This is a genomic window from Wandonia sp. (assembly GCF_984588085.1).
Window position 1 is genome coordinate 38,162 of the sequence record NZ_CFIGVI010000002.1, and the last position, 24,731, is coordinate 62,892.

Genomic DNA, 24,731 nt, shown 5'->3' on the forward strand with positions numbered 1-24,731 from the left:
GGAGCGGTTATTTCCCGAAAAAGAATTGTGTGAGCATTACACCAAGGGCGTAAAACACAACAATACTCATATATAAAAGCCCGTATGATCGATAGCCTTGCTTGCGAAAGTATATGTAATTCCCTAATCCAAACAGGATGGCAAACGGAATAGGATAGACAAGTGTCTCAAACATGCTTACGCTACTTCTTCTTCGCTAATTGGAACTCCAAACTGAGTTAGGTGGTGCGTGATGTGCTTGGATTGAAGACGCTGCCACTGATCAAAAGTTAACTCTCCGAAATAGGGGTGTACGTTTTTTGCAGTAGGATTTTCCTCGTAATAATCCAGATAGTCAATCCACTCTATAGTAAATTCATCGATTGCCAACTCCAGTTCTTCGTGTCGGAGTGTAATCTCTTTGGGTACAAATGCGGCTTTAAACTCTTTCGGAAAAGGGTGTTCGCTATCCAGAAATTCCTGAGCTTTCTCAATCTGATCTTCTTTGATCTCCAAAGGAATTATCAACTTACCGTAAGCCATTTTGACACCATCCGTTAGGTGTTCTACCATTTCCTGAGCAGACATTGTTCCCCACAAAGGTTGAACTTCTGACTTGAGTTGATCAAGATGATGTAAGATTGTTACAATATCCGGTGTTATATAGTTCATATTATGCATAATTTTCTCCGACAACAACTAGTAAGGCTTTGGGTTGTACACGTATCTTTATAGGATTAGAAAGTGAAACGGGCTCTCCGTCTGCATGAAACCTGTTCGATTGGGTCGAGATCTTTGCTTCTTCAAACCGGAATGTCTGAACCAACCTTGAAGTATGTGCTTTTCCTTTAAAAAAATCACGAAGAACAAACGGAACCTGAAAAAGATTGGGTTTCCGCAGTAAGATTAATTCAAACTTTCCGTCCTGAGCATCTGCAAAAGGAGAAATACGGAAACTATTTCCAAATTCGGAAATATTTGCAATACTGGCCATGAAAGCCTTTTCCCGGACAACTTTTCCGTTTCCAAATTCAATTTCAAATTCCTGCTGTCCATACCGGAAGTATTCTTTCAATACCAATAGGATATACCCGCGGATTCCTCTCTTTTTTCGCTTGACAAATTTCCCTGAGATGTGTCCGTCAAACCCAAATCCGGCAACTCCAAGAAAATACTTGTGGTTCAACATCCCGACATCAACCTGTCGAATTTTCATTTGATTAAGCGTAAGGATTGCTTGTTTTACTCTCACAGGAATATCAAAATGTCTGGCATACCCGTTTCCTGACCCGGTCGGTATGACAGCCAGAATAGTATCGGCATTTATTAATGCCATTCCAATATTGTGGACAGATCCGTCACCACCAACAGCACATACAATATCATACCCTTCATGTACAGCTTCTCTTGCTAGTTTGAACCCGTGGCCACTGTATTTTGTAAACTTGATCTCAGCATCAAATTTTACGTCATCCAGATAGGATGATATAAGTTCAGGAATATTATGTTTCCTGCTTACCCCCGATTTGGGGTTGATAATGAAGAGAACACGTTTTTTCATTCGTTTACTCGGAAATGTGTGTCTTGTTTAGCCTTAAGTCATTATTGAAATGCTGAATGATAGCTTTCAGGAAGTTTTCATACTTCTTATGGGGTGTTTCTTTCAGCAAATCTTTTTCAAGCGACAAATCTAGTTGAAAATTAAATAACTGTTTCGTTTTTTCATTGGTGTATGTAAAAAGATAATGATCCATAAATAATTGATACGTTCCTTCCAGATACGTTATGGCATAAGGAGGGTACGCTCTGGATAGAAAGGATTGCCCGTACGTATAAAGAGTTTCTTTGAACCCCATCAGATCGGCAAGACTGGGATAGAGATCAATTTGCTGAAAAATTTCATTCTGTTCTTTAGCTGGAATTTTACCGGAAGGAGAATAGAACAAAATCGGGATTCGGTACATCCCGATTCGCTGACCGTAATAGTCCGACCAACTGGCAGGAGTATGATCAGCGACAAATACAAAAACCGTATTCTCGTACCAGTCCTGCTTTTTAGCTTCCTCAAAAAACATACGCAGGGAAAGATCGGTGTAATTGATAGAACGGCAAATAGGATGAGATCCTTTGCGAAGTTGACTCTTAAACTCATCAGGTACTTTGTAGGGGTGATGTGAACTCAGTGTGAATAAAGTTGATAGAAACGGTTGTTTTTCTTTACTAAGTTGTCGGGCGGTCCAGGGAAGAAACTTGTGGTCATAAATCCCCCAGGTTCCGTCATTATCTGCTTCATTGTTGTATTCCGTTCTTCCAAAATAACTATCATATCCCACAAGTGCTGAGAAACCGGCAAAATTCATAGATCCGTTAGTGGCACCATGGAAGAAGGACGTTGAGTATCCCTGTTTTTTGAAAAGGTTCCCGATTCCGGTCAATTTGTTGGATGAGTAGCGGGAAGAAATATAAGGGTTGTCTAAAAAACCGGGCACAGAGGCCAGGATTGCCGGTACAGCTTCGATCGATTTTTTTCCATTGGCAAAACTGTTTCTGAAGAAAAGTCCCTGCGAACAGAGTGAATCGAAAAACGGCGTAAAACTCTCATTATTCTCGTCTTTTCCCACCCATTCATTCCCAAAACTTTCAAGAATGATAATCATCACATTGGTAGAATCGGGAAGTCGTATCTCTGTTTGATCCCCGGTTTTCCGAATCGGAGAAAAAAGCTGTTCTGCTTCCTCTTGCGTAAAGAAACGAACCGGTTCGAGCCCATTTTCATTAAACGACTTAATCATAGTGAAAGCCGTGTTCATGACAAACGCCGTGTTTTCAGGTCGCGTATATTGGGCTGCATTAATCACACTTACTGGTTTCAGACCAAAACCTCCGCGCCCCGTTACGATAAAAACCGGGATTAGAATACAGATACTGATGATCTGCGGTCGAAATCGTTTGTCTGAAAAGTTTCCAAACATTCGAAAGATGATCCGGAAGGCTTTGTCAGATAAAAAAAGAAGAATAATATAAATGAGGATGACCCACCAGAAATCAATGATAAATGTTTCCCAGAGTCGATTCATATCCTGTTCATACCCGACCATCGAAAATAAATCAAAAGTGGAGCGTTTGGAGGTGTACTGAAAATAAATAACATCCATCAGGTTGATTCCGACAGCTAATCCATTTGTTGCGAAGAAAAGAAAACGGAATACATACTGGTAAATTTTATGCTCTCTGAAACGAACCGGGATTAACCAAAGAAGGATGAACGGGTAGAAAACAAGAGATATGGTTATGACATCGAACCAAAGGGCGGCCAGTAAGTCAAGAAACCCAACCTCGGGAAAGGCATGCTGATTAACAGCATAAAAAAGAATCTTGGTAAAGGATAATCCTGCCAGAGTTACTCCCATTAACAGGAACAGAATCCGAACATGTGCTGGAATGGATTTCATTACTACAAAACTAGCAAGAATATTAACAGAAAAACAGGAATCAAATTGTCTGATTTAAGAAAAATAGTTAACTTTCAGAAAAAGAAGGATTGTGAAAGATAATAATATTACGTTCAGGCAGGTCATCAATATCTTGTTGATTGTACTCCTACTTATTTTTGTTGCGCAGAACCTCGAACAGATTGAGGTAAGTTTTCTGTTCTTCGGATTTTCAATGCCGTTGGTGATTTTGATCGCAGTAGTATTTCTGATTGGATATCTTTCAGGAGTTTGGACAAGAAAGCCGCCAAAAAAAAGTTAAGAATTGCGTCGGAATTCGGAAAGTAAAATTCCCGTTGCTGTCGATACATTTAATGACTCTCCTCCTCCGAAACGAGGGATGAGAACAGGTGTGGTTATATAGGGGAGTACGGTCGGAGATATGCCGTTTCCTTCATTTCCCATTACAAGTATCCCGTGAAAATCAAGTGGTTGCTGATAAACAGATTTTCCTTCCAGTAATGCGCCATACACCGGAAGGGATGTCTCTTTCAGTAAATCCTCCAGAGATTGATAAACTACCGGAACACGAAATACAGAACCCATCGAAGACTGTACAACTTTCGGATTAAAAAGCTCTACACAGTCATTACTGCATACCACTTGCTTAACACCAAACCAGTCAGCAAGACGAATAATCGTCCCCATGTTTCCTGGATCCTGTATGCAGTCCAGAAAAAGCATGAAAGGCTGTTCGGAATATTGTAACTCGGGTTGTTTGAATACAGCAAGAACCCCTTGCGGAGTTACTGATTTTGTCAGTTTGGAGAATGTAATTTCGTCTGTAATTTCAAAGGGAACACTTTTTGATATATGGTTTTGGTCAAGATATGCTGTTGTGACAACAAGTAAATCAAGATAATCAGAATGCGATTCTAAAAGTTCGGTAACACTTCGTTTTCCCTCAACGACAAATCGTTTGTGGAGATCCCGCTGTTTCTTTTGCTGAAGAGAGCGGATAAACTTTATTTGGTTTTTGGATAGCAACGGAAACTATTGTTTTTCTATTTTTGTTAAACGATTCGCGATGTGAAATTAGTAAAACAACCACATATTATCCTCTTTTTACTCCCTTTTTTGATAGGATGTAAAATCACGCGTCATGTTCCGGAAGGTCGTTATCTGCTGAAAAAAAATGAAATACATGTTTCAGGCGATAAAGTAGATGAGGATGAAATGTCTGATGTGCTTCGAATTCACCCGAACAATAAATACCTGGGGTTGAAAATACGTTTGGCCTTGTACAATTCAGTTGATAGTACCAAAGTCAGTGAAAAGCGAATCAAAAAGAATAAAAAGTTAAGAGAGAAGAATGCAAAAATCCGTGCGAAAGAAAAACGGATCAATGAAAAGCGAATTAAAAAAGCGGTTGAGAAAGGGAAAGAAACCTATAGGCGCAAGACTCTTGATCTGAAAGATACACTTGAACCAAGACGGTTTTTCAGAGAATGGTTGAAATATGGGGTAGGTGAACCACCTGTCATTCTTGATACCTCTCTTGTCAACCGATCAACAGGACAGTTAAGTCTGTGGCTCAGGAACAGAGGGTATTATTATGCATCAGTACATGATACGGTTATCTATAAACCGAAAAAGAAAAAGGCAATTGTTCACTATTATGTAGAAACGGGTAAGCCGTTTCTGATTGACAGTGTTTATTATCTGTCGGCGAATTCACGGGTCAATAAGACGATTGAAAACTATCTGAGTTCGAATGATGTATTTACGAAGAAAACAAAATTTGATAGTGATCAGTTGGATGGGTTGCGGAGTAAGCTGGCAAGAGAAATGAGAGATAATTCATTCTACGAATTTTCACCCAATCATATCTACTACACAGCTGATACCAATGCAGCGAACCTGACCGTTGCTCTGGGGATTGGTGTAAAAGAAAAATCGGTAAGAATCAGAAAAGACAGTGACTCAACTATTCAGCGTCCGCATGTTCAGTATAAAGTTGGAGAAGTATACTTTCATCTTGCCGACACAATACACCATGACGGGAATTTTAAACAAAGAGTAGATGAATTAGATCTTCCTTTGACAAAAGACTACTTCTTACAGACGTTAGATACGTTTTTTTACGAGCCGGAAAATATCAAAAATGCTGAAGTAAGAAAAGCCTATTTCCTTTATAACGGTAAATTGACCATTAAGCCTCAGATTCTTGAAATGAGAAACTATCTGGAGCACACACATTGGTACAGAGGTTACTATCTTGAACGTAGCTATTCTCAACTACTGGATATGGACGTGTTTCAGGCAATAAAACCGGTATTGGTTGAACGGCAAAATGAAAATAAGGTTGATGTTCATTATTATCTTATTCCGGCAAAGGTACAGACATTTACATTTGAGCCGAGAGCAACGAATTCCAACGGTTATCTGGGGGTCTCAGCATCAATCAATTATTCGCACAAAAACTTATTCAGGGGGGCAGAAAAACTTACGATTTCATTTGCAGGAGGTTTTGAATCTCAACCTCCTATCTTTGATGAAGATATCTCCGGTCAGAAAATAAAGACGGCATCGCGAAGTTTTAATACGTTTGAGTTTGGACCAACGATAAAACTTGAAGTACCGGGATTGAGACCGATTCCCCCCGTTGTGTTTTCGAAGAGGCAGGCAACAAAAACAGAAGTTTCGCTGGCCTACAATTTTCAGAGAAGAGCTGACTTCGAAAGGAATTTATTCCAGTTAAACTATTTATGGAAATGGTTATCTGGTAAAACACAGGCGTTCCAGATGGGATTGCCATTTCTGACTGGGGTCAAATATGTCGGAATCAAAAAGTCAGACTTCTTCGAAGAACAGTTGAACATATTGAATGACTTGTTCTTACAGAATGCCTATTCTAATCAGTTTATTTATCATGACTTTCGCTTGAATTACAACTGGACCAATGTGAAGCTGGACAATACGAAGCATATCATTAGTTACAACGCTTCGTTTGATCTTGCCGGAAATCTTTTAGATTGGTTAAATACAAATAAAGAACCGAATGATTTAGGAGTTAGAGAGGTATTCGGAGTGCCGTTTAGTCAGTTTGTAAGACTGGATAATGAACTGAAATTCTACCAGTATATAAGTAAGAAGAAATCATTGAATTATAGGCTGCAACTTGGGGCAGGGTTGCCTTACGGTAACTCAAAAACATCACTTCCTTTTGATTATGCCTTTTTTGCGGGAGGAACCAACGATAACAGAGGATGGAGAGCGAGGGAGTTAGGTCCGGGGGGGTATAAATACTATCTGGATTCGAACCGTACAGCAACACAAATAGGTGATATTCGTATCGGAGCTTCTGCTGAATACCGTTTTAATATTGGTTCGGGGACCTTGTTCAAGGGGGCTGCTTTTATAGATGCGGGGAACGTTTGGTCATTACGTGAAGATGTTAACCGTCCCGGAGGTCAGTTTACGTCTGAGTGGTATAATCAATTGGCAGTTGCAGGAGGAGTAGGGCTTCGTCTGGATCTAAGCTTCCTGATTATACGTGTGGATGTGGGGATTCCGTTGAGAAATCCTGCATTACCAAGAAACGCAAGATGGATCTTTAATTCCAGAGATCCGTTTTATCAGGAGTTAGAAGAATTCTACGGACCGAACTATAAAACAGAAAGCGGAGTAGCAATGCCGTTCACCCCGCGATTCCACGTAGCTATTGGTTACCCATTCTAACGGTGCATAATGCCCGGTTGTCTTTTTTAACCTCTTAACAAAAGTAAATGGTATATTTTATTATTTTTGTCCACTTGAAAAAGTAAGAAATTAGCATGGGACATTCAATAAAGCCAGGTGTAGCAACCGGAGACGAGGTTAAAGAAATATTCAGATACGCAAAAGAAAAAGGATTTGCTTTACCTGCTGTAAACGTAACTAGTTCTAGTACGGTGAATGCTGTTATGGAAACAGCGGCGAAATTGAATTCGCCTGTTATTATTCAGTTTTCAAACGGGGGGGCACATTTCTTCGCTGGAAAAGGGCTCTCAAATGAGAGTGAGCGTGCAACGATAGCAGGAGGAGTTGCCGGGGCAAAACATGTTCACGAATTGGCAGAGCTATATGGGGCGACCGTTATTCTGCATACAGATCACTGTGCAAAAAAATTACTCCCATGGATTGATGGTTTACTGGATGCAAGTGAAAAACATTTTGAGCAGACAGGAAAGCCCTTGTACAGTTCTCATATGATTGACCTGTCTGAAGAGCCTATCGAAGAAAACATTGAAATTTGTAAGCAATACCTTACAAGAATGTCTAAGATGGGAATGACACTGGAAATCGAGTTAGGAATTACAGGGGGAGAGGAAGACGGAGTAGATAATACCGGAGTTGACAGTTCTAAGTTATACACACAACCGGATGAGGTAGCATATGCGTATGAAGAGTTGATGAAAATCAGCGATAAGTTTACCATTGCAGCAGCCTTCGGGAATGTTCACGGTGTATACAAACCTGGAAATGTGAAATTGGAACCGGTGATTTTGAAAAACTCACAAGAATATATAAAAGAGAAGTTTAATACAGGTGATAACCCGGTTGATTTTGTATTCCATGGCGGATCGGGATCTACTGTGGAAGAAATCAGAGAAGCGATAGGGTATGGTGTCATTAAAATGAATATTGACACAGATTTGCAGTTTGCATTTACAGAAGGAGTACGTGATTATGTGGCGGGGAAAATTGATTACCTGAAAACACAGATTGGTAATCCTGATGGAGATGATGTTCCTAACAAAAAGTATTACGACCCTAGAAAGTGGATGAGAGAAGGAGAGTTGACTTTTGTGAAACGATTGGAGCAGGCTTTCGCTGATTTGAACAATGTAAATACACTTTAATCACCGAAGAAAAAAAGATTATATGGGTTGGTTCAAAAGAAACAGAGAAGGGATAACGACATCTACCAAAGAAAAGAAGGAGACACCGGAAGGTCTTTGGCACAAGTGTCCCAGATGTAAGACTGTAATTACATCTGAAGATCATAAGAGTAATATTTACGTTTGTGATCGTTGTTCATACCATGATAGAATTGGTGCAGAAGAATATTTTCAGTTTTTATTTGATGAAGGAAAATATACGGAGTTTGATAAAGCATTGAAATCCGGTGACCCGCTTAAATTTGAAGATACTAAGAAGTATACGGAGAGAATTAAGCAGACGGTGAAGAAGACCGGATTGAATGATGCAATCCGGACAGCTCACGGAATGATTGAAGGACATGAAATTGTTATTGCTGCAATGGATTTTGCTTTTATCGGTGGATCTATGGGGTCGGTTGTGGGGGAAAAAATTGCTCGTGCAATTGATCAGGCAATTCAGAGAAAATGTGCTTTTATGATTATTTCAAAATCAGGAGGAGCACGTATGATGGAAGCTGGTATCTCATTAATGCAGTTAGCAAAAACAAGTGCGAAGTTAACGCAATTGTCGGATAATAAACTGCCGTATATCAGTTATCTTACTGATCCTACAACAGGTGGAGTAACAGCGTCTTTTGCTATGTTGGGAGATATAAATATTGCAGAGCCGGAAGCATTGATAGGTTTTGCAGGACCACGGGTTGTTAAAGAAACTATTGGACGAGACCTTCCGGATGGATTCCAGACAGCGGAATTTTTATTGGAACATGGCTTTCTGGATTATATTGCAGACAGACGTGAGGTGAGAGAACAAATCGCCTTGTCGTTGAAATTGTTTGCAAATTAATATCGGATATAAAAAAATAGTGTATCTTTGCCGCGTCTTTCCCGGTGAGAAAGGCTACATAAAAATTATTTAAAGAATATTGGAATGTATTTAGATTCAGAAAAGAAAAAAGAAATTTTCGCAAAGCACGGTGGTGCAGAAACAAATACGGGTTCTGCAGAAGGTCAAATCGCATTGTTCTCCTACAGAATCAGTCATTTGACAGAGCACTTGAAAAAGAACCGTAAAGACTACGGAACACAAAGAGCACTTCAACTTCTTGTTGGTAAGAGAAGAAGTTTGTTGGATTATTTGAAGAAAAAAGATATCGAAAGATATAGAAATATCGTTAAGGAGTTAGGACTACGTCGTTAATAACTTGGCGAAACTTATTGGAAGAGGGGGCAATCGATTCAGTTCGACTGTCCCCTTTGTTTTTAAAAAGTAAATAAAGAATATGAATATAGGAATGAGAAAATCAATTGTCACCGGAGGTAAAGAGATCTCCGTGGAGACAGGCAAACTGGCAAAACAGGCGGACGGCTCTGTTGTTGTCAGAATGGGAGATACGATGCTGCTGGCAACAGTAGTTTCTGCTTCTGATGCGAAAGAAGGAGTAGACTTCCTTCCACTTACAGTAGATTATAGAGAAAAATATTCTGCAGCAGGGCGTTTTCCTGGTGGGTTTTTCCGCCGAGAAGCACGTCCTTCGGAAGCAGAAATACTGGTTATGCGACTAGTGGATCGTGCATTGCGTCCACTTTTTCCGGATGATTACCATGCAGAAGTACAGGTAATGATTCAGTTATTGTCTTTTGACGAGGAAAATAATCCGGATGCACTATGTGGTCTTGCAGCTTCAGCAGCTATTGCTATATCTGATATTCCTTTCAACGGACCGATGTCTGAAGTACGTATCGGACGTATCAACGGAGAATGGATTATCAATCCGACTATTTCTCAGATGAAGGAGTCGGATGTCGATATGATGATTGCAGGTACTATGAAGGACGTGAACATGATCGAAGGAGAATTCCACGAAATTTCAGAAATTGAGATGGTGGAAGCGATCAAAATAGGACACGCTGCAATTAAAGAACAGTGCCAGTTCCAGTTGGACCTTGCTGCTGAAATAGAAGGAGCAAATCCAAAAAGAGAATATTCCCACGAAACACATGACGAAGAAGTACGCACAAAAGTATACGACTTTGCTATGGACAAGTGTAAAGAAGTAGCTCGCCAGGGATTGGCTGATAAAGCGAAAAGATCCGACTTGTTCTCCGCTATTAAAGAAGAATTGGAAGGACAGTTTACGGAAGAAGAACTCGAAGAAGTAGGTGGATTGGTTTCAACATATTTCTCTGAAGTAAAGAAGAAAGCAGTTCGTTCGGTAATGGTTCATGAAGGAAAGCGTTTGGACGGGCGTAAATTTGATGAAATCCGTCCAATCTGGAGTGAAGTAGATTACTTACCAAGAGTACACGGTTCTGCTGTATTCACACGTGGAGAAACACAATCGTTAACAACACTTACCTTAGGAGGTAAAATGGATGAGCAGATGATTGATGGCGTAATCTTCAAGGGAACAGAGAACTTTATGTTACACTATAATTTCCCACCATTCTCTACAGGAGAAGCCAGACCTTTGAGAGGTACTTCGCGTCGTGAAATCGGTCATGGAAACCTTGCTTTGAGAGCCTTGAAATTAGTGCTTCCACAAGAGTTCCCTTATACTATCCGATTAGTGTCTGATATTCTGGAATCAAATGGTTCTTCATCTATGGCTACTGTTTGTGCCGGAACACTCGCGTTAATGGATGGTGGGGTTCCGATTACAGCACCTGTTTCGGGTATCGCAATGGGACTGGTTGCTGATGAAGGAAAGTTTGTTGTTCTTTCTGATATTCTTGGAGATGAGGATCATCTTGGAGACATGGACTTCAAAGTGACAGGTACAGCTAAGGGTATTACTGCTTGTCAGATGGATATTAAAGTAGATGGTCTTCCATACGAAATCCTTATTCAGGCATTGGAGCAAGCGAAAGCAGGACGACTTCATATTCTTGATAAGATCACTGAAACAATTGCAGAACCAAATACAGATCTTAAGCCATACACACCAAGAATAGAGGCCTTCAAAGTTCCGAATGATATGATAGGAGCAATAATAGGTCCAGGAGGTAAAATCATACAGGCACTTCAGAAAGAAACTAATACGACGATTACTATCGAAGAGCTGGAAAGTGGAGAAGGTAACGTTCAGATTCTTTCGAATAATGCTGATGATATGTCAGAAGCAGTTAAGCGAATCCGATTGATCGCTTTCCCTCCTACAGTGGAAGAAGGAGAAACATATAAAGGAAAAGTAAAGTCTGTTCAGGCATACGGAGTATTTGTGGAAATTCTTCCCGGAACGGATGGATTGATTCACATTTCTGAATTCAATCATGACAAGATTGAAAAAATGGAAGACTTCGCGAAAGAAGGAGACCTTCTTGAATTCAAAGTTGTTGGAAGAGATCCTAAAACAAAAAAATGGAAACTTTCCAGAAAAGTGCTTCTTCCAAAGCCGGAAAATAAAGCGTAATAAGCTGAAAAATAAACAGAAAAGATCCCCGCAGTTAAATTGCGGGGATTTTTTTTGCGTCGTAGGGTTGAAATCGATAAGTTTGGTAAACCAATTTTAAACGTATGAACAGGAAATCACTACTTACATTTTTAGCTTGTTTTTCATTTTTGCCATTTCTTAAAGCTCAGACAGAATACAGTGCCTATACGGCAGTGGGTAAAGGGGTGGCAACAACTTTTCTTACGGATTACCAGTCGCTGGGGGTTAATGTTTCTGCCTTAGGATACGGAACAGGATACTCGGGTAAGAAAAATACAATTGGAACAACCGAATTCTCTCTGGGGATGTACTCTCCTCAACTTACGAAGGAAGGATTGAAAAACACGTTTCAGGATATTTGGGACGCAGCTTTTAAAAACGACAAATCTGGATTTAATTGGGACGAGAAAAGAGAAGCCGCGGCACGTTTTGTAGAATCCGATTTTCATTTGAATTTTGACTATAACTGGTTAGGATATTCTTTCCAGAGTGAGAAATTTGGAGGAATAGCGATTTCAGTACGAGAGAGATATCAATTCCAGTCCAAATTTAACGAGACCACAACGGATATCCTCTTCAGAGGTTCGCTATCGAACTATTTTGATTCTCTGACGATTGTTTTTGGTTCGGATACTTCCCGCATTGCAAATGGGAGCTATTCGCAGGATACATTAAATGCGGTGGTTGAAGGAACTGCATCTAATCCTTTAAGAGTTTCGGAACTTACAGAGGGTTCCAGAGTTAAGTTCGTATGGAACCGGGAGTATAACATCGGTTATGGTAGGAAACTTTTCGGAAGTGATTCTTCTTTTGCTTTATATGCCGGAGTGGGAGCACGTTTCATACAATCAATGGCAATGACAGATTTTGAATCTGATGGAAATACCGTTCGGTTCCATTCATCCACCTCTCCTTCATACGGAATTGATTTCGGAGCGGCAGCAGCTTCCAACCCGTCAGCTTACACAAGTTCGGGTAATATGCCGTCAATGGTTGGTGCCGGATATGGTCTTGATTTTGCACTAAGTGCAAAGTTTCTAAAGGTGTTTACAGTTGCAGCAGCTGTGAATAATATCGGTTCGGTGACGTACAACAGGAATGTGTACACAATAAAGGATACACTTGTTTCTTCTGTTCGACTTAATGGCCTGGAAGATTTTGATGTTACGCAAAGTGTGAATCAGTTGTTGTCTGAGGGAGGATTGGTACAGGCGGAAGGACAGAGGAAATATGTTGTTAATAACCCTGCGACCATACGTTTGGGGGCAAGTTATAAATTTAAAGAATTGCTTCATGTAGGAATAGATATAGTTGCTCCTTTTAATCGGGACTCTCCGGGAAGTATTAAAAATCCTGTTTGGGCACTGGGTGGAGATATTCGTCCTTTAAAGTGGTTGCAGTTGAGTTTAGGTTTTTATGGTGGTGGAAACTACAAAGCACATATACCGGTTGGAATTAATTTTATTTTGAAAGGTGGAGCGTATGAATTTGGGTTTGCATCACGAGATGCTCTGGTTTTCTTTCTGAAAGATGCCAATTCAATTTCTGCTGCGTTTGGTTTTGCACGAATTCGATTCTAGTAGCTGACAGAGGTTTCGATACACATCTTGAGTTCGTTTACAATAAGGCAGGTTGCTCCCCAGACAATTTTTCCTGAAATAGAAAAAGCGGGAACATTTTTTATTCGAATGCCTGCCTGAGCCTCGACGGCGGTAGATATGAGGTTGTCGGGAACAATGATTTCTTCCAGATTAAAAGGAATGATTTCATGAACTTCCCGGGCATCCGGTGTGAAAACAGGGTACTGTTCATCTGTAATGAATACATGTGGATATACAAGAAACTTGCTTACCGGTATATAAACAGGACTGAGCTGACCGATGAAGTGAATAGCAGTATCATGAAATCCGATTTCCTCATGCATTTCACGCAGGGCTGTGGTGATAAGGTTTTTATCTGTCAAATCCCGTTTCCCTCCCGGAAATGCAATTTGACCGGAGTGGACGCCCTCATAAGTCGGACGTTCAATGAGAACCGATTTCCATACAAGATTTTCCTTGTAAAGAAGAATGGCGACACTACTTTCTCTGTAATCAGAAGCTTTGGGTAATAATTCGGAAGTGAGCGGACGAAATGGAATCATATCTTTGTGAGCTGTCTCTCCCGGTAGATTCCCCGACCGGATTAGTCGGCATAATTCCTGAATACCTCTGTCGTCCATGAAATCAAATATACATTAAAAACAGATGGTACAGACACTCGATACAAATTAAGTCCTACTTTTGGAATATGGATGTGGAACGTGCCAAAATTTTATTTAACTGTCCGGAAGATACTGATCCGCAGGAAATGTATGAAGAGATTCTGTTCGAGGTAAAAAAGCAGCTGACAACACGCCCTGTAGTTCCTAAATTATTTTTGAAGAAAGTTAGTGATTTAGCGAATAAGCATGAGGCAGCACTCTTGCTTTATGGTGAATTAGAAGTTTTTGAGTCTCTGGAAAACAAATTGAATGAAACGGAGTTTACTGGAGCGTGGGGAAAGGATTATTCGCAGTTGATGCAAATCAGAAATAAATATAAGTTACTGATTATGTCCTCGGGATCCGGCGAACAGATTGTTCATCTTGTAAAAGAATGGATGAACTGGGAAAAGAAATTCTGCATACAGTTTGCTACTATTTTCACAAAAGAAGAAGCGGAAGGTGTTTTGGTTTCCAAAGAAAGTGATCCAATGCTTCTTCTTGCGGGGTTACAGCAGGTGGAGGGCAGAGATAGAGTAGAAGAATTGAGTAGAAATAAGAATCAACTGCCGGATATACTTCAAAACGAATTGAAACGATTAACTTTGTTGCTGAATTATTTGGAATGAGCGAGAATAGTAATAATAACGTGTTTCAGGGGTTGTTGGAAAAGCTTAGAAACGAGGAATGGCCAATGGTATACTTATTCAAATTTATTATGCCAAACGAACCGGAAATTATCAGCAGAGTTTCAGCTTTATTTAGTGGAGAGAATGAGATGGTTATGCATCCTTCCTCTAATGGAAACTATACTTCTGTTACGATAAGAGAGACGATGAGCTCACCGGAAGAAGTAATAACAATTTACGAAAAATCATCAGAAATTAAAGGAGTAATTACATTATGATATTAGCTATTGACTGGATGCAATATTCCATTTACTTTTTGTATGCTTCTTTGGGGATAGTATTATTCTATATCGGGTATAGATACCTGGTTAGGAAATGGAGTCGTAATTATATTCCTAAGGAAAATTATGTGACGCTTCTTTCGTACGAAAAGTATACAGCTTCAGGAGAGATTACTTTATATTTTGAAGTCTTTAAAAATAAAGATGTTGAGTTTTTTATCAGTAATCCTTCCGGAGAAAAACTCATTTCCATTTATAAAGGAGTTTGCCAACCAGGCGGTCATCAATTCAAAGTGGATACTGTCCAATTAACAGACGGCGACTATTATTACACGGTGATAACAGATAATCAGCGTGTCGAAAAGTTATTGCGCGTTCGGAATAATCAGAATAGATAAGTAAAAGTGAGTTTGATGTCCGGATGTATACTTTTAGCCACGGGACAGGTTTCAGCTGCTTTTTGAACCTTCTTTTGGGTTTTTTCATCCCACTTGTTTTTGCTGAAATCAAGATTTACATGTAATTCGCCCACTCGTCTTGGGTCTGAGTACATTACTTTTTCTACAGCACCTTCGCAATGTAAAAAAGGAATAGAGTGACTTTGGCAGTATACACCCACTATCGTTTGCATGCAGGTGATAAGAGAAGTTGCTAACAAGTCTGTAGGCGAGAAAGCTTCTCCCTTACCATTATTATCTGTAGGAGCATCAGTCTGAATAACAGAACCTGATTGTATATGTGTACATTGTGTGCGTAAATTTCCTTCGTATACTACTTTTGCCGTTGCCTTCATGACGATAAACTATTATTGGTTAACTTTGTTAAATTAAACGATGAAATGTTCGCTAAAAATAGTGTTTTTTATTCTCATTTTATTACCTGCTTTATCTTTCGGTCAGTTACCATTAGATGATAAAGGTGAGGGATTGATGAGGAGAGAAGTGTATGGAGGCATAACGTTTGCTACGCACGGTTGGGGAATTGGGGTACAGTATCATAAACAAAAGAATTACAGATATAAGCACTCTTTTGGTATCCGGATAACAAATATCAGGCACCCCAAGGAGACAAAGTCCTTCTCTTCGTCATTTGATAAGTCGAAAGGCTATTATTACGGAAAAATGAATTCTGTTGTTGCTATCCGACCATTCTACGGAGGTAAAAGAGTACTTTTTGAAAAGACAAGACATCAGGGAGTGGAAATTAATCTGATTTGGGGAGTAGGTATTTCGCTGACGTTAATGAAGCCTGTGTATTTGAAGGTTAAAAAATTTGATTCGGAAATAAACGAATTCATAACTATAGAAGAGCGATATGATCCGGAAAACCATCATCCGGAAAATATTTTTGGGAGAAGTAACTGGTTTAAAGGTTTGGGAGATAGTAAGATTACAGCAGGACTGTTTTCTAAGTTTGGATTCTATTTTGATTTGAGTGCTAAAAGAGAGTTTATTTGGGGGGTTGAATTAGGAGGGTTGCTGGATGTATATATTCAGAAAATCCCCATAATGTACAATTCAGCCAATACGTTTATTTATCCGGCATTATATGCAAATATTGTGCTTGGAAAACGACTAATGTAGAAAGGTAATGGAAGTAAAAGAAACAAAAAGAACAAAGATTGCGAAACCGAAATGGTTAAGGGTAAAACTTCCTACCGGAGAGAGTTACCGGAATGTTCGCAATATTGTAGATGAACACAAACTACATACAATATGTGAGTCGGGAAGTTGCCCGAACATGGGAGAGTGTTGGGGGGAAGGAACAGCTACATTTATGATCCTTGGTAACATCTGTACCCGTTCATGTGGCTTTTGTGCAGTGGTGACAGGGAAACCGCTCGAAGCAGATCCTTTTGAGCCTGGAAGAGTAGCTAATTCTGTAAAACTGATGGGGGTTAAACATGCTGTTCTTACCTCCGTAGACAGGGATGATTTAAAAGATGGTGGTTCGGAAATCTGGGCGCAGACTGTGCGGGCGATCAGGCACCAATCTCCCGGAACTACTTTAGAAACATTAATCCCCGATTTTGCGGGCAAATGGGAAAACCTTCAAAATATAGTTGATGTGGCTCCTGAGATTGTTTCTCATAATCTGGAAACAGTACGAAGGCTGACAAAACAAGTTCGTATTCAGGCAAAATATGATCGTAGTCTTGAGGTATTATTTCGTTTGAAAAAAGGAGGAATGCGAACAAAGTCAGGTGTTATGCTGGGATTAGGAGAAACGCATGAGGAAGTCCTGGAAACGATGGAGGATCTCAGAAGTGTTGGAGTTGACATCCTGACGTTGGGGCAGTACTTACAACCAACACCAAAGCATCTACCTGTTGCGGAATTTATTACCCCAGAGCGGTTTGCAGAATATAAAGAAGTGGGGCTGAAAATGGGGTTCCGGTACGTAGAGAGTGGTCCTCTTGTAAGGTCTTCTTATCATGCTGAAAAGCATATTTTTGATTTAGACTAGTATAAGATAACCGTATTTTTGCAGTGCTTAGTTTTAAGCTGGAAGTGTTTTTTTGTAATTTTACTTAGTCAAGAAGTGAAAAACACGGTTGAGTTTAGTAATTCGTGTAAAAAATAATTACTAAATTGGCACCTGCTTTAAGAATTATAAAAAGGAAATAACGAAGTTATGAAGCGAAACAAGTTGATTTTGGGTACCGTTTCTCTTGCTGCGGTGGCTGTTGCCGGAGTAATGGTCTCAGGTTTAAAAACTGAGGATTCCGGCTATGAATCGGTCTCCCTTACTGCTGCATCAGAGAGTAAGAAAATTGATGGATTTAATCAGTGGTGGAAAGAACATCACATAAACTCCGAAACGGGTGAAATGATGACGACTGAGCAGTTTCAGCAAGGTCTAAGAGAGGCAAGAATGACTGCCTCATTTCAGCCAAAAGTTTCAGGGTTCGACTGGAACGAACAGGGACCTGAAAATGTAGGGGGACGAACTCGTGCGATCCTTGTAGATCAGCAGGACGAAAATCACTTGTACGCAGCATCGGTGTCCGGAGGACTTTTTGAAACATTCAACAAAGGAAGTCGTTGGCATCGGGTTACCGACTGGGATGCATTTATGTTTATTACTTCAATGTGTCAAACAGCAAACGGAACTGTATTTGTAGGAACGGGAGATTCACGTGATTTCTCGGAATCGTCATTCGTAGGAGGACGAGGAGTATGGTACAAAACAACAGGTTCTTCAGGATGGACACAGGTTCCCGGAACTTCAAGTGCAAATATCGGAGAATTGGTTTCTTCAGGGAATAATAATACAATCTTCTTTTGTGGACCTGGTCAGGGACTACAGAAGTGGACAATCGGTGATGCGAGTGTTACCAGTCTAGGTGCAGCTCAGGGCTTACCGAACGGTAGCTGTTCAGAAGTAGAAATGTCAAAAGATGGACAGGTTATCATTGCATTTTACAGTACCGGAGCAAGAGTAATGGTATCTACAGATGGTGGTCAGAACTTTACACAGGTTTCAGGAAGTGTTTCAGGAGCAACAATTCCTTCAGGGTCAGGTTCTCGTTTTGAATTCACGATTTCTCCTCAGCGAGTAAACGGAGAATACATTTGTTATGCAGCTGGAACAAACGCATATACAGGAGGAGTTTTCCGTTCATCGGATAGTGGTAGAAACTGGTCGCAAATTGCACCGGGAACGAACGATGAGTCTTCTCAGGTGAATTTCTACGGAACTGGTCAGGGAATTTATAACAGTGTTGTAAAAACAGATCCGACAGATTATGATCGTTTGATCCTTGGTGGAGTAGACCTGTATGAGTGGCAACTTGCTACAAGTGCACCTGTGACAGGAGGTTGGCAACAACTTTCCTTATGGTTTGCGGCAGAATGGTCACCAAGCTATGTGCACGCTGATAACCACGATATCGTTTTCGATTCTCAAAACAGAATGTATATAGGAAATGATGGAGGTATCGGTATTTCTGATGATTTAGGAGCTACATTCTATCCTTCAAACAGAGGATATAATACAGTTCAGTTCTATTCTTTGGCGCACGATGGTAGTGGTCGCCTTTTAGGAGGAACACAGGATAACGGTACTATCTATAATAGTAAAAATAATGCTTACCCAATGGAGTTCCGTGAGGCTTTGGGAGGTGATGGATTTGATGCTGCAATTTCTTTCTATAACCCAAGAGTGATGTTCGGATCTGTTTATTACGGACAAGTAAGAAGATCAGGAGATATGGGGCAGTCATTTACACAGTTTATTCCTGATTATGTTGGGTATGGTACTCCGGGAATAGGAAACTCTAATTTCCCGTTCAGAACAATGTTATCATTAGGTGAGTTCCTCGATCCGAACTCGAAAGATTCAGTACTTTTCTTCCCAAGAGCTAACTATACTGCAGGGACGGAGATCAAAGTTCCTAGTTTGGCAACAGGAGATACTATCCGGTATACGCTTCCAAACGATGTTTATTTTGATGATACGGTATATTTTGAACCGAGTCTTACCATGACCGATTATAAAATTACAGATGCCATTAGCGGTGCAATCTATCCACTTTATGATTTGGATTATATTCCGTTCCCAACAGCTTCAGGTAATGTTCCTCCTGTAATCGGAGATTCACTTCTTGTTGATTTTGGAGCACCTTCAAATGACACAATAGTTGTAGAGAGTGTTCAGCCATACGATCGTTATTTTGGTCAGCACCCTGTAACAGGTAAGATCATCGACATGGAAGAATCTCAGTTTGAGTTAGCTGTTTCCTGGGATACATTGCATGTACAGGATCCTTTCCAGTCAATTTTTGTAACATATACTTCTAGAAACGGTGGTGAGTTGTACGCAACCCGAGATGCATTGCGTTTGGCTTCGTCAAATCCAAAATGGTCTCAGGTAGTTACAGGAATAGGTTCGATGGGGAACGTTGGAGAAATTGAGTTCTCAGCAAACCTTGAGCACATGTATGTGGCTACATCGTCAGGTGTATTCCGTATAGACGGGTTAAGAGATGTGTATTCGACAGAAGAAGATTTCCTTGACAGAACAGACCTTAGAAAAGGTGGGGGAGCACCTGCAATTACAGCTACAAGAATTTTCAACGGTTCTGTTGCCGGATTATCAGTAGATCCAAGAGATCCGGGGCACGTTATTATTGCGCGTTCAGGAACAGGAGGAGGACGAGTGTTCGAATCTACAACTGCTGATATTGATGGAACTGCAACAGGGACAGGTTCTTTTGTAAATATTTCAGGAAACTTATCTAGCAATGTTGTATGTTATGATGTGTTAGTAGATCGCGCTGATGAGAACCTTATTTTGGTTGGAACAGACTTCGGCCTTTGGTTTACGGATAATGGAGGTTCGTCATGGACCTATTCTTCCGAAGGTTTTGGAGAGGTTCCAGTAACACGAATCAAGCAGAACTGGAGAGAAGGTCAGGAAGGATGTTTCCGTCCGGGTGAGATCTATATTTCTACATTTGGTCGTGGAATGTTCGCTTCGGAAACAGTTTTGAGCTTACCGGATGACGCAGATTACTTCAAAGGACCAGAGGCGCATAAATCGACGATTAATGTGTACCCGAATCCAATGAATATGAACGGTACAATTTCTTTCGAATTGAATAGTAAACAAGATGTATATATTGATGTGTATTCAATTTCAGGTCGTCTTATGAAGAGAATTACCAAATCAGATATGATTGCAGGTAAGCATAATGTTCAGTTTGGCGTAAATGAACTTGCTAACGGAACTTATATCATTCGTATGAGAGCGGGTGACAGAGTGGAGTCAGCAAAGTTTATTAAACAATAGATACTTCTTATTCCTTTTGAAGGGCAGCCAATTGGCTGCCCTTTTTTATTTTGTGATCAAAGCTTTTTTGTATATTTAGCCCCGATAAAAGAGTATAATTATGAATAAGGGAATCAGAAATATCCTTTCTATTGTTTTGGGATTACTTATTGGAGGAGTAGTAAATATGACAATCATTACATTTAGTCATCTGATTGTTGCTCCTCCGGAAGGTACTGATGTTAGTACAATGGAAGGATTGAAAACGGCTATGCTTGAGTTCGAGTTTAAACATTTTTTGATGCCGTTTTTAGCTCATGCTTTGGGGACTTTTGTTGGTGCTCTTTTGACTGCAATGATTGCAGCTACGCGAAAACTTTCGTTAGCGATGGTTATCGGTTTTGCTTCTCTTGCTGGAGGAATAGCTGCTGTAATTATGTTGCCGTCACCTCTTTGGTTTAGTATTACGGATCTTGTATTAGCGTATATTCCTATGGCATACCTGGGCTATAAATTAGGATCGAAAAAAAGTCTTGCAGCGTAAACCGCTTGATGGAGGGGTGTGCAACCTTATTTGTAGGAAAAGGGTGTAGGTGAAGTAAAGTATTTTTTATAACTTTATAATTCACCTAACTGACCTGAAATGATAAAAGAAGACTTGTTACACTTCCTTTGGAAGTCTCATTTAATACCCAAGAACGGAGAAAAAACAACAGATGGAAAGAGTTTGGATATTCTTTCTGTGGGGATATTGAATAAAGATAATGGTCCAGATTTTTTACAGGCAAAGATCAGAATAGATAATGTTCTGTGGGTTGGAAGTGTAGAGATACATATAAAATCCTCAGATTGGTTCCGGCATAATCATCATCATGACAGAAGGTATAATAATGTAATTCTACATGTTGTACTGGAAGAGGATAAACCAGTGTGTAATCCAGTAGAAGAAGAAATTCCCTGTCTGGAAGTAAATAAGTATCTGCACCCGGGAATTATCAAGAGATATAAGGATTTACAGGGGGCGTCAGGTAAGATTCCCTGTTCAATGTATGATTCGTCAGGCTTTGATGAAGAATTTCAATTTATGCGGGATCGCTTGTTAAATGAACGTTTATTTAGGAAAACAAGCGACTCTGATTTTAAGACTAAATCGTATAAAGAAATTCTACAACGATTGATTTTTGTTGCTGTCGGAAACAAGAAGAATAAAGATGCCTTTGCAACTCTAGCCGGGATCGTAGATTGGAATTTGTTAGATCGCTGGATGAATAAGCCGGAATATATTGAATTCTATCTGAAAAAGATATCTGGTCTTTTCGAAACAGAAGAAGTGGATGAGATCGTAGAAAGGAAAGTAGCGTCCTACACGACGAAAACATTGGTGTCGGAGCAATGGAATACAAAAGCAGTTCGTCCTCTAAATCAACCCAGAAATCGAATAGTACAATTGATTGAATTGATGAAGGATAGAAGATCTCTAATACTTCTTACTGCGGTAACGACACCCCAAATCTACAGTGAAAGGGGGCATGTTTTTTTGCAGGAATTGAAAGAAAAGCGGGGATATTCGGATTTCCTTATTAGTACTATTGCAATAAATGCATTGATTCCTTTTGCCTATCTGGTAGGGCTAAAGTCAGGAGATGAGAGTTGGATAGATTTTTCTTTTACTTATCTGGAAGATTGGAGACCGGAAAAAAATAGAATCATTGATTTATATAGAGGAATGGGAATACACTCTAAAACAGCAGCTGATACACAAGCAATTTTGGAGTTAAATTCGTATTATTGCAGTAGTAAAAGGTGTACCCTCTGTAGTAGAGGAAAGAAACTGATGAGTGGATGAGATTAATTCAAAAGATATTGTTCTTTTTTGAGATGAGATCCTTTGGGGTTAGTACCTGGTGGGCAAGAAAGTTTGGTATCAAAACACATAAGGTACGACTGTTTTTTATTTATAGCACATTTGCAACTTTGGGATCAACCTTATTAATTTATCTACCCATGGCTTTTATATTGGAGAATAAGCACTTGTTGGGGTTTAAGAAGAAAAAACCTACCATTTGGGAACTTTGATATGTTGAAAGTAAGAACATTTCGAAAAGTTTATCTGGCATTCCTGACGATTATAGCACTACTGGTTACAGGTGTATTAGGGTTTATGATTTTGGAAGAACTTACTTTGCTTGATGCTCTTTACATGACCGTCATCACTGTCTCCACAGTGGGTTTTGGAGAAGTCACCCCACTTTCAGTTGAAGGAAGAATTTTCACTATATTTCTTATTATTTCTAGTATTACGGCATTCGCTTACGCAGTTGCTCTGGTGACATCACATATTGCAGAAGGTAACTTTGTAAAAGAAGTCAGGGCTAAGAATTTACGAAAACAGCTAACGAAGATGAATAATCATGTGATTATCTGCGGTTACGGAAGAGTCGGCAAAGGAGCTGCACTTGACCTGGAAATGAACCATATTCCTCATGTTATAATTGATAGAAATCAGGAGCTAGAGGAGGGGTTTAAGGACAAGGAGGCTTTGTTTATTCCGGGGGATGCTTCACGCGAAGAAATTCTGAGCATGGCAGGGATTGATAAAGCAAGAGCATTAATTACCTGCTTACCGAGTGATTCTGATAATCTGTATGTTGTATTGAGTGCAAGAGAACTCAACAAAAACCTTTGTGTGATAGCCAGAGCTTCGAGACATGATGCGGTATCAAAACTGAAGTTTGCAGGAGCCACAAATGTAATTATGCCTGATACGGTTGGAGGGAATCAGATGGCAGCGTTGGTGACAAATCCGGATTTAATGGAATTTCTGGATGTCATCAGGTATGAAGGAAACCAGGGAATTAATGTGAAGTCTATTCTTGCCGCTGAACTCTCGCAGGTATTTGTAGGGAAAAAAGTAAAAGAAGTAAACAGAGAGAGTATTTCTAATTGTCAGTTGATAGGAATTAAGACAGCAGGAGGAAATTATATAGTAAATCCGGAAGGTGATATATTGTTGGAAGCAGACACGCGATTGTTTTTATTAGGAGGTCAGGCACAGATTGAGGGACTTGAAAGAAGCTTACAAAAATCATGAAACAAAAAGTAGTCATTACAGGTGCTAACGGATTGCTAGGACAGAAACTGGTTAAACTTTTTCTGCAAAAAGGTGTTGACTTTGTGGCGACAAGTAAAGGTGCGAATAGAAATGAAAACTGTCCGTCAGAAAAGTTTCTTCCACTGGATGTTACCAATGAACAGGAAGTACTTCAGGTAGTGATGGAAGTTCGTCCGACAGTAATCATTCATACAGCTGCAATGACCAATGTGGATCAGTGCGAAAGTGATCGGGAAGGGTGTGATCGCCTGAATGTTGAGGCTGTAAAATTTCTATGGAACACAGCAAAAAAAATAGATTGCCACTTTCAATTGCTGTCCACCGATTTTATTTTTGATGGCGAGGAAGGAAATTATTCTGAAGAAGACCCGGCTAATCCGATAAGCTACTACGGAGCTTCCAAATTAAAAGCGGAACAAATTCTGATCAGTGATCCTTCATCTGATAACTGGTCGATTGTAAGAACCATTTTGGTGTATGGGACAGGAAGCAACTTATCCCGATCCAATCTTGTGCTATGGGCAATGGCTACTTTACCTCAGGGGGGAGAAATGAATATAGTGAATGACCAGTATCGTGCGCTTACCTGGGCCGATGATCTTGCAAAAGGATGTTGGTTAATCGTCCGGCAGGGCGAAAAGGGAATTTTTCACATCTCAGGAAAAGATACGATGTCCGTATTTGACTGGGTGAAAAGAATAGCCCGTCATTTTGATTGGGAAGATACAAATGTGCATCCGATTTCTTCTTCAGGACTTAACCAACCGGCAAAACGCCCTCCGAAAACAGGATTTTCAATTCAAAAAGCACAGCGCTTATTGGGATATAATCCCGAATCATTTGAAAAAACACTTGACCTTTTAAAGGAAGAATTATCCTAAAAGGAATAAACATCATTACTCCTTTTAATCAAGTAATTAAGTTTT

The 24,731-nt window shown here is 39.9% G+C and carries 24 protein-coding genes; 17 read left to right on the top strand and 7 right to left on the bottom strand.

The genetic code is table 11. The features are described 5' to 3' along the window. Positions 1–7 precede the first annotated feature (7 nt). The 4 genes from AC4PL9_RS01260 to AC4PL9_RS01275 are packed head-to-tail and all read right to left on the bottom strand — an operon-like array spanning position 8 to position 3,431. A complete protein-coding gene (locus AC4PL9_RS01260; protein WP_491602985.1) occupies positions 8–175 on the bottom strand; it encodes a hypothetical protein in 168 nt (55 codons plus the stop codon). A gap of 2 nt (positions 176–177) precedes the next feature. After that, positions 178–651, bottom strand: coding sequence for a DUF1569 domain-containing protein (locus tag AC4PL9_RS01265; protein ID WP_491602986.1), 474 nt, complete (start codon positions 649–651; stop codon positions 178–180). A 1-nt stretch (position 652) separates the two neighbouring features. Further along, the gene (locus AC4PL9_RS01270) at positions 653–1,540 is read right to left on the bottom strand and encodes a diacylglycerol/lipid kinase family protein (RefSeq protein ID WP_491602987.1); all 888 of its coding nucleotides are present in this window, start codon (positions 1,538–1,540) and stop codon (positions 653–655) included. A gap of 4 nt (positions 1,541–1,544) precedes the next feature. Then, positions 1,545–3,431, bottom strand: coding sequence for an LTA synthase family protein (locus tag AC4PL9_RS01275; protein WP_491602988.1), 1,887 nt, complete (start codon positions 3,429–3,431; stop codon positions 1,545–1,547). 91 nt (positions 3,432–3,522) lie between these two features. Here AC4PL9_RS01275 and AC4PL9_RS01280 point away from each other — a divergent pair, with 91 nt between their 5' ends. Then, the gene (locus AC4PL9_RS01280; RefSeq protein ID WP_491602989.1) at positions 3,523–3,732 is read left to right on the top strand and encodes a LapA family protein; all 210 of its coding nucleotides are present in this window, start codon (positions 3,523–3,525) and stop codon (positions 3,730–3,732) included. On the opposite strand, the gene AC4PL9_RS01285 is transcribed toward AC4PL9_RS01280, so the two are convergent. Then, positions 3,729–4,457, bottom strand: coding sequence for a TrmH family RNA methyltransferase (locus AC4PL9_RS01285; protein ID WP_491602990.1), 729 nt, complete (start codon positions 4,455–4,457; stop codon positions 3,729–3,731). The genes AC4PL9_RS01280 and AC4PL9_RS01285 overlap by 4 nt on opposite strands. Before the next feature lie 42 nt (positions 4,458–4,499). On the opposite strand from AC4PL9_RS01285, the gene tamL reads away from it, so the two are divergent. From tamL to AC4PL9_RS01315, 6 genes are all read left to right on the top strand, one after another. Then, on the top strand, positions 4,500–7,151 hold the full coding sequence (gene tamL / locus AC4PL9_RS01290) for a translocation and assembly module lipoprotein TamL (RefSeq protein WP_491602991.1): 2,652 nt from the start codon (positions 4,500–4,502) through the stop codon (positions 7,149–7,151). A 95-nt stretch (positions 7,152–7,246) separates the two neighbouring features. After that, the gene (gene fbaA, locus AC4PL9_RS01295; RefSeq protein ID WP_491602992.1) at positions 7,247–8,314 is read left to right on the top strand and encodes a class II fructose-bisphosphate aldolase; all 1,068 of its coding nucleotides are present in this window, start codon (positions 7,247–7,249) and stop codon (positions 8,312–8,314) included. A gap of 22 nt (positions 8,315–8,336) precedes the next feature. Next, positions 8,337–9,182, top strand: coding sequence for an acetyl-CoA carboxylase, carboxyltransferase subunit beta (gene accD / locus AC4PL9_RS01300; RefSeq protein ID WP_491602993.1), 846 nt, complete (start codon positions 8,337–8,339; stop codon positions 9,180–9,182). 84 nt (positions 9,183–9,266) lie between these two features. After that, positions 9,267–9,536: a 30S ribosomal protein S15 gene (gene rpsO, locus AC4PL9_RS01305; RefSeq protein WP_343785557.1), complete on the top strand. Its 270-nt coding sequence runs from the start codon at positions 9,267–9,269 to the stop codon at positions 9,534–9,536. 82 nt (positions 9,537–9,618) lie between these two features. After that, on the top strand, positions 9,619–11,748 hold the full coding sequence (locus AC4PL9_RS01310; RefSeq protein WP_491602994.1) for a polyribonucleotide nucleotidyltransferase: 2,130 nt from the start codon (positions 9,619–9,621) through the stop codon (positions 11,746–11,748). Positions 11,749–11,852: 104 nt separating this feature from the next. After that, entirely contained in the window at positions 11,853–13,349 is a 1,497-nt protein-coding gene (locus tag AC4PL9_RS01315; RefSeq protein ID WP_491602995.1) for a DUF5723 family protein, read from the top strand. On the opposite strand, the gene AC4PL9_RS01320 is transcribed toward AC4PL9_RS01315, so the two are convergent. Continuing rightward, positions 13,346–13,990: an NUDIX hydrolase gene (locus AC4PL9_RS01320; RefSeq protein WP_491602996.1), complete on the bottom strand. Its 645-nt coding sequence runs from the start codon at positions 13,988–13,990 to the stop codon at positions 13,346–13,348. The two genes, AC4PL9_RS01315 and AC4PL9_RS01320, sit on opposite strands and share 4 nt — an antisense overlap. Before the next feature lie 68 nt (positions 13,991–14,058). Here AC4PL9_RS01320 and AC4PL9_RS01325 point away from each other — a divergent pair, with 68 nt between their 5' ends. The 3 genes from AC4PL9_RS01325 to AC4PL9_RS01335 are packed head-to-tail and all read left to right on the top strand — an operon-like array spanning position 14,059 to position 15,319. Continuing rightward, the gene (locus AC4PL9_RS01325; RefSeq protein ID WP_491602997.1) at positions 14,059–14,640 is read left to right on the top strand and encodes a hypothetical protein; all 582 of its coding nucleotides are present in this window, start codon (positions 14,059–14,061) and stop codon (positions 14,638–14,640) included. Beyond that, on the top strand, positions 14,637–14,918 hold the full coding sequence (locus AC4PL9_RS01330; RefSeq protein WP_491602998.1) for a DUF493 domain-containing protein: 282 nt from the start codon (positions 14,637–14,639) through the stop codon (positions 14,916–14,918). Before AC4PL9_RS01325 ends, AC4PL9_RS01330 begins: the two co-directional genes overlap by 4 nt. Then, on the top strand, positions 14,915–15,319 hold the full coding sequence (locus AC4PL9_RS01335; protein ID WP_491602999.1) for a hypothetical protein: 405 nt from the start codon (positions 14,915–14,917) through the stop codon (positions 15,317–15,319). The genes AC4PL9_RS01330 and AC4PL9_RS01335 overlap by 4 nt, the downstream gene beginning before the upstream one ends. On the opposite strand, the gene AC4PL9_RS01340 is transcribed toward AC4PL9_RS01335, so the two are convergent. After that, the gene (locus tag AC4PL9_RS01340) at positions 15,307–15,714 is read right to left on the bottom strand and encodes an OsmC family protein (protein WP_491603000.1); all 408 of its coding nucleotides are present in this window, start codon (positions 15,712–15,714) and stop codon (positions 15,307–15,309) included. The two genes, AC4PL9_RS01335 and AC4PL9_RS01340, sit on opposite strands and share 13 nt — an antisense overlap. A gap of 40 nt (positions 15,715–15,754) precedes the next feature. Here AC4PL9_RS01340 and AC4PL9_RS01345 point away from each other — a divergent pair, with 40 nt between their 5' ends. The 7 genes from AC4PL9_RS01345 (at position 15,755) to AC4PL9_RS01375 (ending at position 24,686) form a co-directional block, all read left to right on the top strand. Further along, on the top strand, positions 15,755–16,504 hold the full coding sequence (locus AC4PL9_RS01345) for a hypothetical protein (RefSeq protein ID WP_491603001.1): 750 nt from the start codon (positions 15,755–15,757) through the stop codon (positions 16,502–16,504). 7 nt (positions 16,505–16,511) lie between these two features. Continuing rightward, positions 16,512–17,387: a lipoyl synthase gene (lipA, locus tag AC4PL9_RS01350; protein ID WP_491603002.1), complete on the top strand. Its 876-nt coding sequence runs from the start codon at positions 16,512–16,514 to the stop codon at positions 17,385–17,387. Between the two features lie 168 nt (positions 17,388–17,555). Then, on the top strand, positions 17,556–20,714 hold the full coding sequence (locus AC4PL9_RS01355) for a T9SS type A sorting domain-containing protein (RefSeq protein WP_491603003.1): 3,159 nt from the start codon (positions 17,556–17,558) through the stop codon (positions 20,712–20,714). Positions 20,715–20,814: 100 nt separating this feature from the next. Beyond that, complete coding sequence (locus AC4PL9_RS01360; protein WP_491603004.1) at positions 20,815–21,237, top strand: hypothetical protein; 423 nt, start codon at positions 20,815–20,817, stop codon at positions 21,235–21,237. Positions 21,238–21,336: 99 nt separating this feature from the next. Next, positions 21,337–22,539 carry a DUF2851 family protein gene (locus AC4PL9_RS01365; RefSeq protein ID WP_491603005.1) on the top strand — a complete coding sequence of 401 codons (1,203 nt, stop codon included), beginning with the start codon at positions 21,337–21,339 and terminating at the stop codon, positions 22,537–22,539. Positions 22,540–22,770: 231 nt separating this feature from the next. Next, on the top strand, positions 22,771–23,784 hold the full coding sequence (locus AC4PL9_RS01370) for a potassium channel family protein (RefSeq protein ID WP_491603006.1): 1,014 nt from the start codon (positions 22,771–22,773) through the stop codon (positions 23,782–23,784). Beyond that, positions 23,781–24,686: an SDR family oxidoreductase gene (locus AC4PL9_RS01375; RefSeq protein WP_491603007.1), complete on the top strand. Its 906-nt coding sequence runs from the start codon at positions 23,781–23,783 to the stop codon at positions 24,684–24,686. The genes AC4PL9_RS01370 and AC4PL9_RS01375 overlap by 4 nt, the downstream gene beginning before the upstream one ends. The last annotated feature ends 45 nt before the right edge of the window (positions 24,687–24,731 follow it).

Coding starts and splice junctions, on each gene's coding strand:
- AC4PL9_RS01260 (WP_491602985.1), bottom strand. CDS start 175: ATGTTTGAGACACTTGTCTATCCTATTCCGTTTGCCATCCTGTTTGGA.
- AC4PL9_RS01265 (WP_491602986.1), bottom strand. CDS start 651: ATGAACTATATAACACCGGATATTGTAACAATCTTACATCATCTTGAT.
- AC4PL9_RS01270 (WP_491602987.1), bottom strand. CDS start 1,540: ATGAAAAAACGTGTTCTCTTCATTATCAACCCCAAATCGGGGGTAAGC.
- AC4PL9_RS01275 (WP_491602988.1), bottom strand. CDS start 3,431: ATGAAATCCATTCCAGCACATGTTCGGATTCTGTTCCTGTTAATGGGA.
- fbaA (WP_491602992.1), top strand. CDS start 7,247: ATGGGACATTCAATAAAGCCAGGTGTAGCAACCGGAGACGAGGTTAAA.
- accD (WP_491602993.1), top strand. CDS start 8,337: ATGGGTTGGTTCAAAAGAAACAGAGAAGGGATAACGACATCTACCAAA.
- rpsO (WP_343785557.1), top strand. CDS start 9,267: ATGTATTTAGATTCAGAAAAGAAAAAAGAAATTTTCGCAAAGCACGGT.
- AC4PL9_RS01310 (WP_491602994.1), top strand. CDS start 9,619: ATGAATATAGGAATGAGAAAATCAATTGTCACCGGAGGTAAAGAGATC.
- AC4PL9_RS01315 (WP_491602995.1), top strand. CDS start 11,853: ATGAACAGGAAATCACTACTTACATTTTTAGCTTGTTTTTCATTTTTG.
- AC4PL9_RS01320 (WP_491602996.1), bottom strand. CDS start 13,990: ATGGACGACAGAGGTATTCAGGAATTATGCCGACTAATCCGGTCGGGG.
- AC4PL9_RS01325 (WP_491602997.1), top strand. CDS start 14,059: ATGGATGTGGAACGTGCCAAAATTTTATTTAACTGTCCGGAAGATACT.
- AC4PL9_RS01330 (WP_491602998.1), top strand. CDS start 14,637: ATGAGCGAGAATAGTAATAATAACGTGTTTCAGGGGTTGTTGGAAAAG.
- AC4PL9_RS01335 (WP_491602999.1), top strand. CDS start 14,915: ATGATATTAGCTATTGACTGGATGCAATATTCCATTTACTTTTTGTAT.
- AC4PL9_RS01340 (WP_491603000.1), bottom strand. CDS start 15,714: ATGAAGGCAACGGCAAAAGTAGTATACGAAGGAAATTTACGCACACAA.
- AC4PL9_RS01345 (WP_491603001.1), top strand. CDS start 15,755: ATGAAATGTTCGCTAAAAATAGTGTTTTTTATTCTCATTTTATTACCT.
- lipA (WP_491603002.1), top strand. CDS start 16,512: ATGGAAGTAAAAGAAACAAAAAGAACAAAGATTGCGAAACCGAAATGG.
- AC4PL9_RS01355 (WP_491603003.1), top strand. CDS start 17,556: ATGAAGCGAAACAAGTTGATTTTGGGTACCGTTTCTCTTGCTGCGGTG.
- AC4PL9_RS01360 (WP_491603004.1), top strand. CDS start 20,815: ATGAATAAGGGAATCAGAAATATCCTTTCTATTGTTTTGGGATTACTT.
- AC4PL9_RS01365 (WP_491603005.1), top strand. CDS start 21,337: ATGATAAAAGAAGACTTGTTACACTTCCTTTGGAAGTCTCATTTAATA.
- AC4PL9_RS01370 (WP_491603006.1), top strand. CDS start 22,771: ATGTTGAAAGTAAGAACATTTCGAAAAGTTTATCTGGCATTCCTGACG.
- AC4PL9_RS01375 (WP_491603007.1), top strand. CDS start 23,781: ATGAAACAAAAAGTAGTCATTACAGGTGCTAACGGATTGCTAGGACAG.